Below are 19,233 nucleotides of genomic sequence, written 5' to 3' on the forward strand. Positions count from 1 at the left end.
GGTGCCTTCCGCATGACCTCTCCCGATCGACTCAAGCGCGTGAAGCAATGGGCGCGTCAAATCAAACGCGACGTCGTAGCACTCTGGTTCGCTGCACGAGATCCTCGAACGCCGCTTTCAGCGAAATTCGTTGCCGGCGCCGTGGCGGCCTATGCGCTGTCGCCGGTCGACTTGATCCCCGATTTCATTCCGGTGCTCGGCTACCTTGATGATCTGGTCATCGTTCCGCTCGGCATCCTGTTGGCGGTGCGTCTCGTGCCGCCGGCGCTGATGCACGAATTTCGGGAGCGGGCGACGGCACAGGAGGGGCGCCCGTCCAGCCGCGGCGGTCTGGTCGCGATCCTATGCATCTGGCTGGTGGTCGCAGCGCTTGCTGGCTGGGTGGTGTGGCGCATGGTTTCAGCCGAAAGCTGACGATACCGCAACTTAGCTGGCCATCGGCTGGTTTTCGGCGAGACGGCCTGCGTCAGGGATGGATGCCGTAGGCGACGAGGTCGGCCTTCAGTTTCTCCGGATCGACGAAGTGTACCGCATGCCAGCCGGCGAGCCGTGCGGCTTCGACATTCGGCACGCTGTCGTCGATGAAGAGCGTGGCCGAGGGGGTAAGCCCGAAGGTGCGGGTGTGCGTCTCGTAGATGGCAATATCGGGTTTGATTAGCTTCACGTCGCCCGAAACCGTGACGCCGCGCGGCAATGTCAGGAAGGGATAGAGCTGCTGGGCCTCACGGAACGTATCAGAGGCGAAATTGGTCAGCATGGTCACGTCGCGCCCTTCGGCGATCAGCCGCTCCAGCAGCGAGACCGTTTCGACATAGGCGTGCGGCACCATCTCCTGCCAATGCTTGCGGAACGCACGGATCTGCTCTTCGCGTTCCGGATGGTCTTTGATCAAAAGCGCTTCGGCTTCCTCCCAGGGGCGGCCACGGTCCTGCTCGATGTTCCAGTCATGGGTGCAGACATTGGCGAAGAACCATTCGCGCTCGGCCTCGTCCGGAATGATGCGGCTATAGGGCAGGTTGGGGTCATAGTGGATCAGCACCTTGCCGATGTCGAAGACGATATGGCGGATATCGATGCTGCTCATAGCTGCATTCCTTGCTCGATCTTTCAGCGTTCAGCCTTGAAGGCGTCAGGGATCGCCTGGGTGATCGCCTTTTTCATGACCGTCGGCAGCGCCTGGGCCCCGAGGGAGTGAACGGGTTCCCACCAGCCGTCGCCCTCCGTTCCGGCGCGCGCGACATTGGCGCGGTAGACGGAGAGACGCAACTCGAAATGTGTGAAGACGTGGCTGATGGTTCCGCAGTCTTCCCAGGGCGCAACGAAGGGTTGGGAGGCGAGCGAGGTGTCGCCGTCCTGTCGCGATGTCCAGTCGGTGCCGGGTACCTCGGTCATGCCGCCAAGAAGGCCGGTTTCGACCCGCTTGCGCAGATAGACGGCATTGTCGGCATCGATCGCGACGAAGGCCGCGCCGCGCCGAAGTGGCTTTTCTTTCTTCTGCGCCTTGCTCGGAAAGGTCTCGGGATCGGCAACCGAGAGTGCGCGACAGTGCGCACGGAAGGGACAGAGCGAGCAGGCAGGCCGCTTCGGCGTGCAGATCGTCGCGCCGAGGTCCATCATCGCCTGGGCGAAATCGCCCGGACGATCATCAGGCGTGAGGATGGCGACGCGCGCCCGCATTTCGGGCTTCGCTGCCGGCAGGGGCGCTTCGATCGCATAGAGGCGCGAGATCACCCGCTCGACATTTCCGTCGAGTACGGCGCTCTTGCGATTGAAGGCAATCGCCGCGATCGCGGCTGCGGTGTAATCGCCGATGCCCGGAAGGGATTTCAGCCCGTCTTCCGTGTCGGGAAAACGGCCACCGTGACTGTTCGCGACGGCTTCGGCACATTTCTTCAGGTTGCGGGCACGGGCATAATAGCCGAGCCCGGCCCAGGCCTTCATCACGTCCTCGTTCTCGGCGTGCGCCAGGTCCTCGACTGTCGGCCACAGCGACAGGAACTTCTCGAAATAGGCCTTCACTGCCTGGACCGTCGTCTGCTGCAGCATGACCTCCGACAGCCAGACGTGATAGGGATCGGCAACGATCCCTCGGCTCGCCATAGGCGGAGAGACCCGCCAGGGCAGGTCGCGGTGGTGCCTGTCGTACCATTCCAAAAGTAGGGGAGCGGCGTCGGCCGCTGGGATTGAATCGTGCATGATTTGCCGGGAGTTCTCTTTCCGGCCTATACTTGGCGAAGCGGAGCCGCGGCATCAAGGCTCAATCGACGTTGCATACAGAAAGTCGCTTTCGTGAGTGAGCAGAAGCCCCGCAAGGGTGTCGTCCAGATCAGCGAAGTCGCCAACGGCCTGATCGACCCCGTCCTCGCCAAGCGGGCAGGCATCAACACCATGCTGCTCGGCTCCTGGGACGAAATTGCCGGGGAAGGCTTCGCCGATTGCACGCGGCCGGAAAAGATCGCCTGGCCGCGCCGCGCCTCGGAAATCTCGGGCGAGGGCGGCTACCAGCCGGGCGTGTTGACGGTCGCTTGTGAAGGCGCACGTGCGCTCTTCCTGACCCATGCCCAGGGCGAACTGATCCAGCGCATCAACGGTTTCTTCGGTTTCTATGCCATCGGCCAACTGCGCATCGTTCAGAAGCCCGTGTCGCCGCAGCACAAACACCGTGGCAAGCCGAAGCCGCTTTCGGGCGAGCCCGCGCGCCGGCTGGAGGCGATGGTCGAGGGCATAGAGAGCGAAGAACTGAAGGCGGCTTTGCGTCGGCTTGGGACGGCAGTGCTCGCGCCGCGTCGGCGATAGAGCCATCAGCCGGTCACAATTCTTTGAATTCTGTTGACTCCCGGCCACTTGCCGCCCTGCGCGCAGCAAGATATCGAATCCGCACCACAATTCCCTCCGAACACGGGTAAAATTCATGTCCGCTTCCGCAATGAACCTTACGAAACACCTGCTCAGCGGTGCCGCCATCGCAACCGTCGCCCTGGTGCTTGCTGCCTGCAGCGACGAAAAGAAGGAAACGGCATCGACCGCGCCGACCGAGGCGAGCGAGACGGCGGCAAAGCCCGCTACGGACGCCATCACCACGGCATCGACGGCCACGACCCCGGCAAGCACCGAGGCAAAGCCGGCTGCAGGCACCGAAGTCGCTCAGTCGACGGCCGCCCCCGTGAAGGTCGAGCTTCCTTCGTCGGAAGGTTCGGTCGATCAGGCCAAGCTGCTCGAGCCGGGCGCCCTGCCTGAAATGGCGCTGGGCGAAGCCAATGCGCCGGTCACCATCGTCGAATACATGTCGATGACCTGCCCGCACTGCGCGGCCTTCCACAACAACACGTTCGAAGCGATCAAGACGAAATACATCGACAGCGGCAAGGTCCGCTTCATCGTGCGCGAATTCCCGTTCGATCCGCGCGCGGCCGCGGCCTTCATGCTGGCGCGCTGCGCACCGGAAGGCCAGTATTTCCCGATGGTCTCCATGCTCTTCAAGCAGCAGCAGCAGTGGGCCGCAGCCCAGAACGGCCGCGATGCACTGCTGCAAATGTCCAAACTCGCCGGTTTTACACAGGAGAGCTTCGAGGCCTGCTTGACGAACCAAAAACTTCTGGATGATGTGAACTCTGTCATGCAGCGGGGCGCAAAGGATTTCGGCGTACAGTCGACGCCGACCTTCTTCGTCAATGGTGAGCACTATTCGGGGGACATGTCGGTTGACGTTATGTCGGCCCTCATCGACAGCAAGCTCTGATCCTTCGCTTTTCCTGAAAACGGGCGACGGCAGCAGCCGTGCGCCCGTTTTTTTCGTTTTGCCGCGCGGTAGAGGGGGGTACTCCACCCCAGCGTCTCCCGCATGAAGTTCAACAAGCTCCGCCTGCTTGGCTTCAAATCCTTCGTCGAACCGACCGAGTTCATCATCGAGCGGGGCCTGACCGGCGTCGTCGGGCCGAATGGTTGCGGCAAGTCGAACCTCGTCGAAGCGCTGCGCTGGGTGATGGGGGAAAACTCCTACAAGAACATGCGCGCCTCCGGCATGGACGACGTGATCTTTTCCGGATCCGGCAACCGTCCGGCGCGCAACACGGCGGAAGTCGGCCTCTATCTCGACAACGGCGATCGCACGGCACCGGCCGCCTTCAACGACAGTGACGAGATCCAGGTGACGCGCCGCATCGAGCGCGAACAGGGCTCCGTCTACCGCATCAACGGCAAGGAGGCGCGCGCCAAGGATGTGCAGCTCCTCTTTGCCGACGCCTCCACGGGCGCGCGCTCGCCGTCGATGGTCGGGCAGGGGCGTATCGGCGAGCTGATCGCCGCCAAACCGCAGGCGCGTCGGCAACTCCTCGAAGAAGCAGCCGGCATTTCCGGACTGCACTCGCGCCGCCATGAGGCGGAACTGCGCCTCCGGGCAGCGGAAACCAACCTTGAACGCCTCGACGACGTAACCTCGCAGCTCGAAAGCCAGATCGAGAGCCTCAAGCGCCAGTCGCGTCAGGCCAATCGCTTCAAGATGCTTTCGGCCGATATCCGCAAGCACGAGGCGATCCTGTTCCATATCCGCTGGGTGCACGCCAAGGAGGCGGAGGCCGAGGCGACGAGCCAGCTCAATCAGATCACGGCGCTGGTCGCGGAAAAGGCGCAAGCGCAGATGCAGGCGGCGAAGGATCAGGCGATTGCCAGCCTGAAGCTGCCGGAGTTGCGCGAGAACGAGGCGCGGTTCGCCGCCGCCTTGCAACGCCTGCAGATCGCCCGCTCGCAGCTTGAAGAGGATGCCGGCCGTATCCTCAGGCGGCGCGACGAGTTGCAGCGCCGTCTGGCGCAGCTTGCCGAAGACATCGCCCGCGAAGAGAGGCTTGTCGTCGACAATGCCGGCATCCTGGCGCGGCTCGACGAAGAAGAAGCCGAACTCAGCGACATGCTGGCCGAGGCCGATGACCGTGCGACGGAAGCACGCGAGCGGCTGGAAGAGGCGAACGAAAAGCTTGCCGGCAACGAAGCGCTGTTGGCGCGGCTGACGGCCGAACGTGCCGAGGCACACGCCGGTCGCAACCAGCTCGAGCGCACGCTGCGCGATCTCTCGGAGCGCCAGGCCCGGCTTGCGCGTCAGCTCGCCGATCAGTCGCGCGATCTCGACGAGCTAAACCGGCAGATGGCCGCACTTCCCGATCCGCATGAGAAACAGGGCCAAGTCGAGGTTGCCGAGGCCGCGCTCGAAGAAGCGGAAATCAATGTGCTTGCGATCGAGGAGGCTCTGGCAGAGGCGCGCCGCGCCGAGGTCGAGGCGCGTCCGCCTGTTGATCGTTCACGCGCTACTCTCAACGGCATCGAAACCGAAGCGCGCACGATCCGGCGGATGCTGGAAGCGGCATCGGGCGGCACCTATCCCGCCGTCGTCGAGGAGATGAAGGTCGACCGAGGCTTCGAAATCGCGCTCGGCGCAGCCCTTGGCGACGATCTCGATTCACCGCTCGAAACGGACGCGCCGGCCCATTGGCGCGCCCCGGGAGATCATGCCGGCGACGCCGGCCTGCCGGAGGGCGTTACGTCGCTGATTGCGCACGTGAAAGCACCGGATGCGCTGACCCGCGCGCTGAAGCAGATCGGCATTGTCGCAAGCGAAGCGGACGCGGAACGGCTGCTGCCGCTGTTGAAGCCGGGCCAGAGCCTCGTCACCAAGCAGGGCTCCGTCTGGCGCTGGGACGGGCACGTGACCGGCTCCGAGGCGCCGAGTGCGGCCGCCCTGCGACTGGCCCAGAAGAACCGGCTGGCAGAACTCGATGCCGAAGCCGAGGGCGCAGCAGAGGCGCTGCGTCGCGCCGAGGCCGAACTCGCGGCCGCCGGTACGCGCATCCGCGCCGAAGACGAAAGACTGCGGCTCTCGCGCGATGCGCAGCGCATGATCACGCGGCAGCTAGCTGAAGCCCGTGACGCCCTTGCTGCCGCCGAGCGCGCCTCCGGCGATCTTGCTCGCCGCCGTGCGGTGTTGGCGGAAACGCGCAGCCAGATCGAGGTCCAGGTCGAGGAAGTGGCCGAGCAGATCGAGACGGCCAACGACGCACTGGCGGATGCGCCCGATCTCTCCGAACTCGAATTGAAACTGCGCACCCAGACGGCCGATGTCGCCGCCGATCGCGCCGCCGTTGCCGAGGCCCGTGCCGCACATGACGGTCTGGCGCGCGAGAACGAGGCCCGCCAGCGGCGCATCACCGCGATAACCAACGAGCGCCAGACCTGGAAGGCGCGCGCCGCGAGCGCCGAAGAGCATATCTCCACGCTGCGTGACCGCGAAGCGGAAGCCCGCGACGAAGTGGAGGAACTGATCGACGCGCCCGACGAGTTCGACGACAAGCGCCGTGCGTTGATGAACGAATTGCAGAAGGCCGAAGCGGCACGGCGCGAGGCGGCCGACCTTCTCGCCGAGGCCGAAAATCACCAGCGCGAGGCGGATCGGCTGGCGGCGACGGCGCTCTCCGAGCTGGCGGAATCGCGCGAGAAGCGTGGCCGCGCAGAGGAGCGGCTGGTTTCGGCCCGTGAGCGCCGTGTCGAAATCGAAGCGCGCATCCAGGAAGCGCTCTCCTGTGCGCCGCACGAGGTGATGCGCCTGACCGGGCTCGCTGTCGATGCGGCGATGCCGGACATGCGCAACATCGAGCGCGAACTCGAACGGCTGAAGATCGAACGCGAACGGCTTGGCGCCGTCAACCTGCGCGCAGAAGAGGAGCAGAAGGAGCTTTCCGAAAAGCTTGCTCTTCTCCTTAGGGAGCGCGACGACGTCATCGAGGCGATCCGCAAGCTCAGGAGCGCCATCCAGAACCTGAACCGCGAGGGCCGCGAGCGCCTGATCGCCGCGTTTGATGTGGTCAACGTGCAGTTCCAGCGGCTCTTCACCCACCTCTTCGGCGGCGGCACCGCCGAGCTGCAACTGATCGAGAGCGACGATCCGCTGGAGGCAGGCCTGGAAATCCTCGCTCGCCCGCCGGGCAAGAAGCCGCAGACCATGACGCTGCTTTCGGGCGGTGAGCAGGCGCTGACGGCGATGGCGCTGATCTTTGCGGTATTCCTCACCAATCCGGCGCCGATCTGCGTGCTCGACGAAGTGGATGCACCGCTCGACGATCACAATGTCGAGCGCTACTGCAACCTGATGGACGAGATGGCGGCCTCGACCGAGACCCGCTTCATCATCATCACCCACAACCCGATCACCATGGCCCGCATGAACCGCCTCTTCGGCGTGACCATGGCCGAGCAGGGCGTGTCCCAACTCGTCTCCGTCGACCTGCAGACGGCAGAGCGGTTGAGGGAAGTGGTGTAGCCACTCACTCGAATTCGGTGATGAACCCCGGCACCGGCCGCAATGCATCGCGCGCTCCCCAGGTATCGATGTAGGCGGCCAGGGGAACTTTGTTTGCGCGATATGCCGCATATAGCGTCGCAGCGCCTGCCTTCTCCGGCGGTCGCCTGAACCACCTGCTGTAGGTGACAACGGCGCCCGTCACCCAGGTCCATGCGTCGCCGATGCCGTTCTCGTTGACGAGCCCGAGCCAGGGTCCGACGCGGCGATGTTCCCCGCCTTCGAACAGGCTGTTGAAGAACCTGGCGTCCGTGTTTACCAGCGAGGCGACGAACGCATTTTCGTCACTGGATTCAATCGTGGCAAGGTGACCGCCGCAGCGTTCGGCAGTCGCCTTGGCTTCCTGCCAGCTGATCTGCTGCGCATTGTAGGCGGCCGCGTAGAGGCGCCCGTCGAACATGCCGTAGGTCAAGGACAACGGCGACAGGCAACGCACCATGGCCACCACTGCCGCATCCTCAAGCCCCTCGAGATCGGCGGCATCATAGCGGCGTGCGATTGCAGCCGAGAGGATTTGGTGGTCGACGCGAGCAAATCCCAGGCCCAGGGCGGCGCTGGTCTCCTGGTCGAGAAATCCGGATTGCGTCAGACCGCGGGCTGTCTGAAACGAGGTTACCGCCCGGCGCGTCTGGCCACCGAAGGTCCCGTCTGTCTGGCCCGTATCGAACCCTTCGCTGCGCAATGCCTCTTGCGCGCTTGAACGCTTTTCCCTGCTGTCGAACACCTTTTGCTCCTGCGCCATCGCTACCAATGGCGACCGCAGGTCGTCAATTGCTCCGAGACGCCGAACGGATTGGCGGGCTGCGTCGGCGTAGCTGCCGCTGCCATGTTTGGCGATGAAGCGTTTCCAGGTTCGAATGGTGTCGACACGCATCGCCTTGCCAAAGTCGAGCGCGGCGAGATCCACGGTGGTCGCCGCCGAATGGGCAGGCTCTCTAACGGCTGTGTCGCGGCCGAGATAGAACTCCAGATCGAGCGAAGACAGAATCTGCGGTGACTGTTTCCCGTCCGTCTCTGAGCGTACTTCCCGGATCACGCGCTTGAAGGCCGTGCCGATTTCAAGGCCAGGGCCGGAGAGATTGGCGATCAGCGCACGGGTAAAGGGTGAGTGCCCGTCGGTGCCGTCTGCAGCGACCTGTCCGGGTGCCGCGGCAAAGGCCACGAGCGTGCCTGCACCCTGTGTGTCAATCGGTGCGAGCCCCCTGATGGCGCCACCGCGGCTTGCGCCCTCCACTTCGCGATTGAGCCGGTCTGCGAGCGGATTGTCGCGGCAGGCATCGAGGAAGATCAGCGAGATCTTCGCACGCTTTTCCAACGCGTTGACAATTTCGGAGAGTGCCATGGTTTCGGCTGGCACGTCGAATTCGCTTTCGAGCCTCGCATCGGTTGCGACAAGGAAATTATCGCCGTGCAGCTGCATGCCATGTCCGGCGTAGTAAAACAGTGCAACGTCTTTGGGGCCGATCTTGCGCGAAAAGCGCGCAAGCGCCTCGGCGAGACCCCTACGATTTGTATTGAGCACGAGGTCGGCCTCAAAGCCCTGGTCATCGAGGAAGGTCTTGAACGCTTCGGCGTCGCGCGAAGCATTGGGCAGAATACCTGCAACGACGTAGTTGCTCATGCCGACGATCAGCGCCAACCGTTTGCCGTCCTCCTCGGCGAGGGCGTGCCCGACTGCAAGCAGGACGATCAGGGCCGAGGAGACCCAGGACGTGAGTTTTGTACGCCATTTCATGACCTACCCTCCGAGCCTCTGAGCCTGAACGGATTGCCATGACGGGACATTCTTGAATGCACCCCATCGCCGGAATCGATATGCGTGACTACTCAAATTCAAGAACGAGGCTCGGGGACATGTTGATGAGCCCCATGTCTTGCCACGTGTTGAGGTAGGTACTCCTCATGTCTTGCCGGCCGTCACGCTGGGTAAAATACATCGCGGAATCGGCGCCCGGCTTGAATTCGTATGGCGCGCCTGGGACCCATTTTGTGTAAGTCATCGCCTCGCCGCTGTCCCAGTGCCAGCCGCCTTTTGGCTCTTTGCCTTGCGGGTCCTGAACCAGGCCAATCCACGGCCCGATTTTGTAGCTGATGTTGTCCGGAGCGTAGTAGCCCATATCGAAAAAGCCCGGGTCGGCGTTAAACAGCGATGCGATAAAGGCATTTTCCGCGTCCGATGTGATCGAGGCAAGATATGTGCCGCAGTTCTTGGCGACGGTTTCGGCATAGGGTGCGCGAGTCGATCCCGTTCGTGCCACGACATAGAGATGGCCCCCGAAAGCACCATAGACGGACGGTTCGTGACCCAGGCATTTGATGGCGGCAAGGACACGCTCGTCTGTTTCGAGCCCGGTAAGGTCGTCGATGTCATAGATTCGCGCCGTCGTTGAACTGTATATGCCCTCTGCCCTGTCGTTGACCTTTATGCCAAGGGCTGCTGCAGTGAGCTCGGTGATGAAACCGCTCGCCGGCTGACGGTTGGTGCTTTGGAAGCGTTTGATCGCTTCGCGTGTCTGTCCGCCGAAAACGCCGTCGGCCACGCCGGATGCAAAGCCCTTGGCTGCGAGTGCTAGCTGGACGTTTTTGCGCTGTTGCTTGTCCGGCAAGAGCCGCGCTTCTACCGACAGCGGAAGATGCGACTGGTTGCGCACCGCTGCGGGTTCGATCTGTGCCAGTGTCTGGCGCGCGAGTTGCGCATACTCGCCGGTGCGGTGCTTTTCGACGAAGAAGTGCCAGATCCGTGGCGTGCCGATCCTCAGGGCCTTCTTGAAATCCGCTTCCGCCCCAAGCGCAGCCGGGTCGACTGCCGGTGCCTGTATTGCAGGCAGGGTGGCATTGGTATGCGGCACTATCATCTCCGGCCCGAAGTAGAATTCCAGCGACAGGGAGGACAGGATTTGCGGCTGCTGTTTGCCCTGCGTTTCCTTGCGCACGTCGCGAACGACCCGCTTGAAAGCGGTGCCGACCTCAAGGCCAGCGCCGGAGAGATTGGCGATCAGCGCGCGGGTGAACGGCGAATGTCCGTCGGTTCCGTCGGCTGCGACCTGGCCAGGGGCGGCGGCGAAGGCGACGAGCGTTCCGCCACCCTGGGTCTCGATCGGCGCCAATCCTCTGGTTGCGCCGCCGCGGGTGGCACCCTCAACTTCGCGCGTGAGTCTTTCGGCGAGTGGGTTGTTGCGGCAGGCGTCGAGGAAGACCATCGATATCCTGGCACGTTTCTCCAGTGCATTGATGATCTCGGAAAGCGCTACGGTTTCGGCCGGGACGTCGAATTCGCTCTCAAGCTTTGCATCGGTCCCGACGAGGAAGTTTTCGCCGCGCAGCTGCATGCCGTGCCCGGCGTAGTAGAACAGGGCTGTGTCTTCAGGCCCGATCTTGCGCGAAAAGTTTGAAAGCGCGCCGGCGAGACCCTTGCGATCCGCGTTGAGCACGAGGTCGGTTTCAAATCCCTGGCCCTTGAGGAAGGCGTCAAACGCTTCGGCATCACGTGAGGCATTGGGCAGCGTTCCGGCAACGACGTAGTTGCTCATGCCGACGATCAGCGCCAGCCGTTTGCCACTTCCTTCGGCAAGAGCGTTCCCTGCAGCAAATAGGACCATCAGCGCCGAGAGGAGCCAAAATCTCAGATCCGCACGCCATTTCATGACCTACCCTCCGAGCCCTCGAGACTGAAACGGATTGCCATGACGGGATATTCATGGATGCGTCCCCATCGCGTGAATTGTATTAGATAATTGTGATTTATCCAGTTATGCGGGCCTGCCGACCTGCGCGGTGGTCCAGGCGGTCACTCGAATTCGAGAATGAGACCGCCCGTACCGTCCGTTGGCCCCATATCGTCCCAGGTGTCGACATAGACGGACTTCGTGTCGGCTCTGCCGTTGCGATGCGCGTAGTACATGCCGATATCGTCGCCCTTCTTGCCTTCGTTCGGCATGTCCTGGAACCATTTCGTGTAGGTCAGCGGCTTGCCGTTATCCCAGTGCCAGCCGCCCTTGGGCTCCTTGCCTTGTGGATCTTGCGTAAGGCCGATCCATGGGCCCATCTTGTAGCTGACGTTTCCGGTGGGATCGTAGCCCGTCTGGAAGAACCTTTGGTCGGCGTTGAAAAGCGAGGCGACGAAAGTGTTCTCTTCTTGAGAGGAAATGGCCGCAAGATGCGCACCGCAACCGCTGGCGATCCCGCGCGCGTAAACCGCCAGAATCGTTCCCGTTTGCACGGCGACATAGAGATGCCCGCCGAACACGCCGTATACGGTATCGAAGTGGCGCAGGCAGGTTAAAGCCTCCAGAACACGTTTATCGGTTTCGAGACCTTCGAGATTGGCAACATCGTAGCGTCGGGCTTTGGTCGCGCTGTAGATGCCTTCCGCGCTGTCATTGACCTTGATGCCGAGGGCTGCTGCGGTGCGCTCGGTAATGAAACCGCTCGCCGGCTGGCGGTTGGTGCTTTGGAAGAGTTTGATCGCTTCGCGCGTCTGTCCACCGAAAACTCCATCGGCCGTGCCCGCCGCAAATCCCTGGGCGGCAAGTGCGAGCTGGACGTTTCGCCGCTTGTCTTTGTCCGGCAACAGCCGTGCTTCGACGGATTGTGGCAGATGAGACTGGTTGCGCACCGCCGCGGGCTCGATCTGTGCCAGCGTCTGGCGAGCGAGTTCCGCATATTCGCCGGTGCGATGCTTTTCGATGAAGAAGTGCCAGATCCGAGGCGTGCCGATCCTCAACGCCTTCTTGAAATCCTCTTCTGCCTCAGTGTCCACGGGTTCCGTGGCCGGCGCCTGTGCGGCCGGCAGGGCGGCCTGGATCTGCGGCGCGGCCGCTTCCGGTCCGAAATAGAATTCGAGCGAAAGCGACGACAGGATCTGAGGCTGCTGCTTGCCCTGCGTTTCCTTGCGCACGTCGCGAACGACGCGTTTGAAGGCAGTGCTGACCTCCAGGCCGGCGCCGGAGAGATTGGCGATCAGAGCGCGCGTAAACGGCGAGTGCCCGTCGGTTCCATCGGCGGCCACTTGCCCGGGCGCGGCGGCAAAGGCGACGAGCGTGCCGGCACCCTGGGTCTCGATCGGCGCCAACCCTCTGGTCGCGCCGCCTCGGGTGGCACCTTCGACTTCGGTATTCAGCCGGTTGGCGAGCGGGTTGTTGCGGCAGGCATCGAGGAAGATCATCGATATCCGGGCACGTTTCTCCAGCGCGGTAATGATCTCGGACAGGGCTATGGTTTCGGCGGGAACATCGAACTCGCTCTCGAGCTTCGCATCCGTCCCGATGAGGAAGTTCTCGCCGTGCAACTGCATGCCATGGCCGGCGTAATAGAAGAGGGCGACATCCTCCGGGCCGATTTTGCGCGAAAAGCTTGAAAGCGCGGCCGCAAGGCCCCTGCGATCTGCGTTGAGCACAAGATCGGTTTCAAATCCCTGCCCGTTGAGGAAGGTGCCGAATGCTTCGGCGTCGCGTGAGGCGTTGGGCAGCGTTCCTGCCGCCACGTAGTTCGTCATGCCGACGACGAGCGCAAGCCGCTTGCCGCTCTCCTCGGCGAGGCCATGCCCGACCACGAGCAAGACCATCGCGACCGAGAGGAGCCAGGATCTCACTTTCGCACGCCATTGCATGACCTACCCTCCAAGCCCACGGGACTGAAACGGATTGCCATGACGGGATATTCTTGGATGCGCCCCATCGCGTGCATTTATATTAGGTTTTTATAATGGATCGGGCAATGTCGACACTCAAGCCTCTGGCGGGCATTTGTGGTGCCGATATAAGAGGCAAAGCCCATGTTGTGCGGGTTCTGCCCCTCGGCCTGCCAATATGTTGCATTGTTACAGAAAATGATGCGGTGCAGCATAAATCTTCGCCGGATGCATTTTCAGCCTGAAGCATATACTGTAAATCGTCATAAAACACTGTATCTGGGTGGAGAGCAGGCATGACGAAATGGGTTTACACCTTCGGTGGGGGCAAGGCCGAAGGACGTGCAGGTGACCGCGAGCGGTTGGGTGGCAAGGGCGCAAACCTTGCCGAGATGTGCAACCTCGGCTTGCCGGTGCCGCCTGGCCTGACCATCGTCACCGATGCCTGTAACAACTTCTTCGATAACGACAGGCAAATGCCTGACGGCCTGCACGATCAGGTGCGCGAGGGTATCCGCCGGATGGAGGAGGTGACGGGCCGCGTCTTCGGCGACACCAGCCATCCCTTGTTGCTTTCGGTTCGCTCCGGTGCCCGCGCCTCGATGCCGGGCATGATGGATACGGTTCTCAATCTTGGGCTCAACGACGAGTCGGTGCACGCGCTCGGTCATGACGCCGGCGACGCGCGTTTTGCCTGGGACAGCTACCGCCGCTTCATTCAGATGTATGGCGACGTGGTCATGGGCGTCGATCACGACGTCTTCGAGGAAATCCTCGAAGATGAGAAGGCGCGGCTCGGCCACGAACAGGACACCGAGCTTTCCGCGGTCGAGTGGCAGCATGTCATCACCCGCTACAAGGAAGCGATCGAAGAGGCGCTCGGCGAGCCGTTTCCGCAGGATCCGGAAGTACAGCTCTGGGGCGCCATCGGCGCCGTCTTCTCAAGCTGGATGAACGCGCGCGCGGTGACCTATCGTCATCTGCACGGAATTCCGGCTGCCTGGGGCACGGCGGTCAACGTCCAGGCGATGGTCTTCGGCAATCTCGGCAATTCGTCGGCAACCGGTGTCGCCTTCACCCGCAATCCGTCGACCGGCGAGAGCGAACTCTACGGCGAGTTCCTCGTCAACGCGCAAGGCGAAGACGTTGTTGCCGGCATTCGCACGCCGCAAAACATCACCGAGGCCGCGCGTCTCGCCTCCGGTTCCGACAAGCCGTCGCTCGAAAAGCTGATGCCGGAAGCCTTCGCCGAGTTTCGGTCGATCTGTGATACGCTCGAGCGGCACTACCGCGACATGCAGGATCTCGAATTCACCATCGAGCGCGGCACGCTCTGGATGCTGCAGACGCGCTCGGGCAAGCGCACCGCCAAGGCGGCGCTGAAGATCGCCGTCGATATGGCGGAGGAGGGCCTGATTTCCGAGCAGGAGGCCGTCGCCCGCATCGATCCGGCCTCGCTCGACCAGCTGCTGCATCCGACGATCGATCCGCATGCGCGGCGCGACATCATCGGCTCCGGCCTGCCGGCCTCGCCAGGTGCTGCGACCGGTGAAATCGTCTTTACCTCCGAGGAGGCGGTGCAGGCCGACAAGGAAGGCCGCAAGGTCATACTCGTGCGCGTCGAGACCAGCCCGGAAGACATTCACGGCATGCACGCCGCCGAAGGCATCCTGACGACCCGCGGCGGCATGACCAGCCATGCGGCTGTCGTTGCCCGCGGCATGGGCACGCCTTGCGTTTCCGGCGCCGGCAGCATCCGCGTCGATCTTCGCAACGAATTGCTGACGGCCGGAAGCGTGACGCTCCGCAAGGGCGACGTCATCACCATCGACGGCTCGTCCGGTCAGGTGCTGAAAGGGTCGATCGCCATGCTGCAACCGGAGCTTTCCGGCGACTTCGGCAAGATCATGGCCTGGGCGGATGCCAGCCGCCGCATGACTGTCAGAACCAATGCCGAAACCCCGGCGGATGCGCGCGCGGCGCGCTCATTCGGCGCCGAGGGCATCGGCCTCTGCCGCACCGAGCACATGTTCTTCGAGGATGACCGCATCAACGTCATGCGCGAGATGATCCTCGCCGACGACGAGGCCGGCCGGCGCTTGGCACTCGCCAAGCTCCTGCCGATGCAGCGCTCGGATTTCGCCGAGCTCTTCTCGATCATGCATGGCCTGCCGGTGACGATCCGCCTGCTCGACCCGCCGCTGCACGAGTTCTTGCCGAAGACCGACGAAGAGATCGCCGATGTTGCCGGCGCACTTTCGCTCGATCCGTCGGCACTGCGCCAGCGTGTCGACGAGCTGCACGAGTTCAACCCGATGCTCGGCCATCGTGGGTGCCGTCTGGCAATCTCCTATCCTGAGATCGCCGAGATGCAGGCGCGCGCGATCTTCGAGGCCGCGGTGGAGGCCGCCCGCGAAACCGGCGCGGCCGTCGTTCCCGAAATCATGGTGCCGCTGGTCGGCCTCCGGGCCGAGCTTGACTACGTCAAGGAGCGCATCGATGCGGTCGCCAAGGAAGTGATCGGCGAGGCCGGCATCGGCATCGACTATCTCGTGGGTACGATGATCGAACTGCCGCGCGCAGCACTCCGCGCCGGCGTAATCGCCGAAGCGGCTGACTTCTTCTCTTTCGGCACCAACGACCTGACGCAGACGACCTTCGGCATCTCGCGCGACGACGCCTCGCAGTTCCTGGCGACCTACCAGCAGAAGGGCATCATCGAGCAGGACCCCTTCGTCTCGCTCGATTTCGAAGGTGTCGGCGAACTGATCCAGATCGCCGCCGAACGCGGACGACGGACCAAGAACGGTCTGAAGCTCGGCATCTGCGGCGAACATGGCGGCGACCCGGCCTCGATCCGCTTCTGCGAGGACGCCGGTCTCGACTACGTCTCCTGCTCGCCGTTCCGCGTGCCGATTGCCCGTCTTGCCGCCGCCCAAGCAGCGATCAACGGCAAGGGGTAGGGGCGCCCTCTGCGTGTTGCAACGATGCAACGCGCGGACGCCGGTTTATCGGAGCCCTGCATTCCTGGTTGCAAGCGGCGAGCGGATAGTGCATCAGCGCCTCGTTCGCGCCGTATCGGCGCGGGCGATCATTCGCTATGCATGTGCATAGCGGTTTGTTCAGAACGGGAGCGGAAAATGACGCAGTGCGTTTCCACACGCCCCTTGGGGCTTCGCGGCTAATCAGCGTTGATGCGCTGAAAGGGCCCGTCCTGCTGGCCAATGTGCCGGCTGTTTGACCCTGTTCTGGATTATTTTTCATGGGCAATCATTCTTTTGGGGACATCGTCCCCGAAGGCGACGATGGTGCGCGCAGAGCGACCGTCACGCATTATTTTACTGCCGGCAGCTGGATTGAAGGCGCGGCAGTTCATCAACTGGCGGGAATTGCCAGTCTCCCCGGCATGATCTCGGTCGCCGGTTTCCCGGATCTGCACCCGGGCAAGTATGGCCCCGTCGGCATGGTCGCGCTTTCGCAGCGGCTCTACCCGCAGCTGATCGGCAACGATATCGGCTGCGGCATGTCATTCTTCGAGCTCTCCTTGCCGCTGCGCAAATTCAAGGTCGAAAAGGCGGCCGAGCAACTGCGCAGGCTGGAGCAGATCGATCTCGGCGACATGGCAACCCGCCTGGCGGAGCACGATCTTTCGCCTGACATGGGCCCGCAATCCCTCGGCACCATCGGCGGCGGCAACCACTTCTGTGAGCTGCAGGCCGTGGACGAAGTGTTCGAGGACGAGGCGGAAAGTGTGGCCGACCGGCAGAAGCTCTATCTTCTGGTCCACTCGGGCTCGCGTTCGCTGGGCGCCAATCTTTTCGGTCGCACGCTCGGCACAGAACACTTGCGGGACGGTCTGGCTGCCGGTTCGGCCGCCGCCGTTGAATGGCTCGCCGGAAGCGGCGAGTGCGTTCGATGGGCTTCGCTTAACCGGCGAATGGTGGCGGAGCGGGCAGCGCGGACGTTGCGCGCCGATCTGTCGCTGGTTGCCGATATCCCGCACAACCTGGTGCGGGCCACGGCGTCGGGCTTCCTGCACTATAAGGGCGCGGCCGCAATCGGTGAGGATGCCGTCGCGCCGGTCGCTGGATCGCGCGCAACGCGAAGCTTTCTGGTGCGCGCCCTGGCCGGTGCGGAGCGATCGCATTGGGGCATCTCGCACGGTGCGGGGCGGAAATATGACCGTAAGGCCATGCACGGCCGCGTGGGTGGCAATCGCTCCGAGCGTGATGCCTTGCGCATCAATGCCTGGGGTGGTCTCGCAATCTGCGAGGATCGCAACCTGCTGATCGAGGAGGCGGCCGGCGCCTACAAGGATGCCGCTAAGGTTGTCGCAGACCTCGAGGCGTTCGGGCTTATTCGACCGATCGCGGCGATGAAGCCGCTCGTCACCTACAAGAACGTGCAGCCGCAGGAACGGGTGCGCGAGAAAACGAAGTGGGAGCGGACGACGATAAGGAGGATGCGCCATGGGTGAAGTAACGCTCTTTCTGACCTCCGGCAACGGTCCGGTGGAATGTCGCATTGCCATGGCCGCGCTGATCGACATCTTGGGCAAGGAAGCGAAGGTCAACGGCTGCAGCTTTGACCTGGCCCTTGGCGGGCAACCGGATGCGTTCGGTCCAAAATCCGCAATCGTCACGATGGCAGGCGCTCGATCCGAAGATTTGGCAAGAGCCTATTGCGGGACGATTCGCTTTGTTTTCAAGAGCCCGGTTAGAAAAGGGCATCAACGACAGAACTGGTTTGTTGGTGTCCGGCAAGTGGATCTTTCCGGCGCGGGCGTCGTACCGACGATCGAGCTTGGGGATTTGCGCTTCGAAACCTTGCGGGCCGGCGGGCCCGGTGGCCAGCATCAAAACACCACCGATAGCGCCGTGCGGGCGACGCATGTCCCCACGGGCCACACGGTCGTTTGCCGAGAGGAGCGATCGCAGCATCGCAACAAGGCAACTGCAATCCGCAGGCTTCAAGCCATTCTGGATCTCATCGCCGCCGGGAACGAGCAGCAAGAAAAGACGGCCTTGTTCATGGCCAGCAAGGAGCTGGAGCGGGGTAACGCGGTCAAGACCCTCCGCCTGTAGCCTTCCTTGGCGACCCGGGCTTGTGCGCCCGGGTCGCCTTGATACGCTGATCGTCGAGCCGCGACATTACCGGTTGCTTCGGTTGAACGCCTCCGTCAGCGCATGATGACGACGGGGCGGTCCCAGCCCCACATCATCACGTCGTTCTGATAGCGGAAGGCGCGCGATTCAGCGCGCCGGTCGAGTTCGATGCGTTGCAGGCAGGTGGCAAAGGCGTCGGTGCCGCGGCGGAAACCGTAGGAGGCGCAGGTGTTGCCGTCGGCGATGCGCCGTTCCTCAGGTGTCGTCGTCTGGCACGCCGTCAGCAGCAGGGCGGCTGCGACGAGCATCGTCAATCGGGTCGTCATGGTGTTCGTGCCTCCTGAGTGCCGGCGCGTGCCGCCTTCGGGTCCATGTCTCGAATCGCAATTAATATAGGGAGTTGCGCCAAAAATCGAAGCGGATCACGCCAATTCTGCGGCAGGCGCGCGGTCGCACGCAGGGGAGACGCAAGGCGTACGATGTCGTCCTGAAAGTTGGTTTTCTGAGGCTTGGCCCGACGTGATCAGCACGCCAGCACCGGCACGGCAGCGCGTAGGTTTTTCGATTGAAGCCAGTTTGCACCGCCGCCGGCAGGCGGCGATCACATGCGTTCGAGCACGCCGACGAAGGACTCGGCAAAGCGCTCGAGGTCTCGCGTGCCATCGCCCGGGTGCTCGAGGCGGATGGTCGTGCCCTGCTCATCAAGGCAGGCAAACAGGATCGATGTTTCGCTGTCCTGTTCGCCAAGCCGGAGCACGGCGACACTCAGGCAATCTTCGACCAGTTCCGAAGCAGGCAATGCAAACAGAAACTCGCCGCCGGCATTGTCGGCAACGGTCCGGACAAAACCAGCGAAATCGTCCTTGTTTCCGGAAAAGCCGTCGAGGGAGAGTTCGAGCTCGAAGAGCCCCATCGGAACTCCGCCGTCACGCGGGGGAAGAGGGGTAGGGGTGGCAATGGCCACGGCTGCCTGCGATGCGCCCATGTCGGTTCTCCGTCGATCGCCGCGTACTCTCGCATGAAGCCGTGCGCGGCCGTTGCCTCCGATTGAAACTCCGCGCCGGCCGATTCTTGGGCGCGCGGGCACATTCCCATGTGTTGATAGGTGGTTAACGAGAATGGCGATTTTGCGGCGAAGCCTCAGGCGTGGCCCGCGG

General features: G+C 63.0%; 15 protein-coding genes. 8 read left to right on the forward strand and 7 right to left on the reverse strand.

Annotation, left to right across the window (positions count from 1 at the left end):
- Nucleotides 1-12 precede the first annotated feature (12 nt).
- On the forward strand, nucleotides 13-414 hold the full coding sequence (locus ACN9MO_RS02920) for a YkvA family protein (RefSeq protein ID WP_057250641.1): 402 nt from the start codon (nucleotides 13-15) through the stop codon (nucleotides 412-414).
- A 52-nt stretch (nucleotides 415-466) separates the two neighbouring features.
- Here the strand turns inward: ACN9MO_RS02920 and ACN9MO_RS02925 are convergent, their stop codons facing one another.
- Nucleotides 467-1,084 carry an HAD family hydrolase gene (locus ACN9MO_RS02925; RefSeq protein ID WP_058320368.1) on the reverse strand — a complete coding sequence of 206 codons (618 nt, stop codon included), beginning with the start codon at nucleotides 1,082-1,084 and terminating at the stop codon, nucleotides 467-469.
- A gap of 23 nt (nucleotides 1,085-1,107) precedes the next feature.
- Nucleotides 1,108-2,196, reverse strand: a complete 1,089-nt coding sequence (gene mutY / locus ACN9MO_RS02930; protein WP_113132854.1) for an A/G-specific adenine glycosylase — start codon at nucleotides 2,194-2,196, stop codon at nucleotides 1,108-1,110.
- A 93-nt stretch (nucleotides 2,197-2,289) separates the two neighbouring features.
- Between mutY and ACN9MO_RS02935 the strand changes: the two genes are divergently transcribed.
- The 3 genes from ACN9MO_RS02935 to smc all read left to right on the forward strand — a co-directional run bounded on the left by ACN9MO_RS02935 (nucleotide 2,290) and on the right by smc (nucleotide 7,303).
- The gene (locus ACN9MO_RS02935) at nucleotides 2,290-2,796 is read left to right on the forward strand and encodes a DUF721 domain-containing protein (protein ID WP_057250635.1); all 507 of its coding nucleotides are present in this window, start codon (nucleotides 2,290-2,292) and stop codon (nucleotides 2,794-2,796) included.
- A gap of 115 nt (nucleotides 2,797-2,911) precedes the next feature.
- Entirely contained in the window at nucleotides 2,912-3,739 is an 828-nt protein-coding gene (locus ACN9MO_RS02940) for a DsbA family protein (RefSeq protein ID WP_113132853.1), read from the forward strand.
- 102 nt (nucleotides 3,740-3,841) lie between these two features.
- Complete coding sequence (gene smc, locus ACN9MO_RS02945; protein WP_113132852.1) at nucleotides 3,842-7,303, forward strand: chromosome segregation protein SMC; 3,462 nt, start codon at nucleotides 3,842-3,844, stop codon at nucleotides 7,301-7,303.
- A gap of 4 nt (nucleotides 7,304-7,307) precedes the next feature.
- On the opposite strand, the gene ACN9MO_RS02950 is transcribed toward smc, so the two are convergent.
- The 3 genes from ACN9MO_RS02950 to ACN9MO_RS02960 all read right to left on the reverse strand — a co-directional run bounded on the left by ACN9MO_RS02950 (nucleotide 7,308) and on the right by ACN9MO_RS02960 (nucleotide 12,950).
- A complete protein-coding gene (locus ACN9MO_RS02950; protein ID WP_113132851.1) occupies nucleotides 7,308-9,077 on the reverse strand; it encodes a caspase family protein in 1,770 nt (589 codons plus the stop codon).
- Nucleotides 9,078-9,165: 88 nt separating this feature from the next.
- A complete protein-coding gene (locus tag ACN9MO_RS02955; protein ID WP_058325503.1) occupies nucleotides 9,166-10,986 on the reverse strand; it encodes a caspase family protein in 1,821 nt (606 codons plus the stop codon).
- Nucleotides 10,987-11,129: 143 nt separating this feature from the next.
- Complete coding sequence (locus tag ACN9MO_RS02960; protein ID WP_425986496.1) at nucleotides 11,130-12,950, reverse strand: caspase family protein; 1,821 nt, start codon at nucleotides 12,948-12,950, stop codon at nucleotides 11,130-11,132.
- 107 nt (nucleotides 12,951-13,057) lie between these two features.
- Between ACN9MO_RS02960 and ACN9MO_RS02965 the strand changes: the two genes are divergently transcribed.
- The 4 genes from ACN9MO_RS02965 to prfH all read left to right on the forward strand — a co-directional run bounded on the left by ACN9MO_RS02965 (nucleotide 13,058) and on the right by prfH (nucleotide 18,055).
- Nucleotides 13,058-13,216 (forward strand): hypothetical protein, encoded by a 159-nt coding sequence (locus tag ACN9MO_RS02965; RefSeq protein WP_425986498.1) that lies wholly within the window; start codon nucleotides 13,058-13,060, stop codon nucleotides 13,214-13,216.
- A gap of 51 nt (nucleotides 13,217-13,267) precedes the next feature.
- A complete protein-coding gene (gene ppdK, locus ACN9MO_RS02970) occupies nucleotides 13,268-15,934 on the forward strand; it encodes a pyruvate, phosphate dikinase (protein WP_113132849.1) in 2,667 nt (888 codons plus the stop codon).
- A 299-nt stretch (nucleotides 15,935-16,233) separates the two neighbouring features.
- On the forward strand, nucleotides 16,234-17,448 hold the full coding sequence (locus tag ACN9MO_RS02975; RefSeq protein ID WP_113132848.1) for an RNA ligase RtcB family protein: 1,215 nt from the start codon (nucleotides 16,234-16,236) through the stop codon (nucleotides 17,446-17,448).
- The gene (prfH, locus tag ACN9MO_RS02980) at nucleotides 17,441-18,055 is read left to right on the forward strand and encodes a peptide chain release factor H (protein ID WP_113132847.1); all 615 of its coding nucleotides are present in this window, start codon (nucleotides 17,441-17,443) and stop codon (nucleotides 18,053-18,055) included. Before ACN9MO_RS02975 ends, prfH begins: the two co-directional genes overlap by 8 nt.
- Before the next feature lie 95 nt (nucleotides 18,056-18,150).
- Here prfH and ACN9MO_RS02985 read toward each other — a convergent pair whose 3' ends face one another.
- Nucleotides 18,151-18,402 carry a hypothetical protein gene (locus tag ACN9MO_RS02985; protein ID WP_110878088.1) on the reverse strand — a complete coding sequence of 84 codons (252 nt, stop codon included), beginning with the start codon at nucleotides 18,400-18,402 and terminating at the stop codon, nucleotides 18,151-18,153.
- A 275-nt stretch (nucleotides 18,403-18,677) separates the two neighbouring features.
- Nucleotides 18,678-19,061 (reverse strand): hypothetical protein, encoded by a 384-nt coding sequence (locus tag ACN9MO_RS02990; RefSeq protein WP_058320359.1) that lies wholly within the window; start codon nucleotides 19,059-19,061, stop codon nucleotides 18,678-18,680.
- Between the last annotated feature and the right edge of the window lie 172 nt (nucleotides 19,062-19,233).

The organism is Ensifer sp. R-19 (assembly GCF_049905105.1).
Lineage (GTDB): Bacteria > Pseudomonadota > Alphaproteobacteria > Rhizobiales > Rhizobiaceae > Ensifer.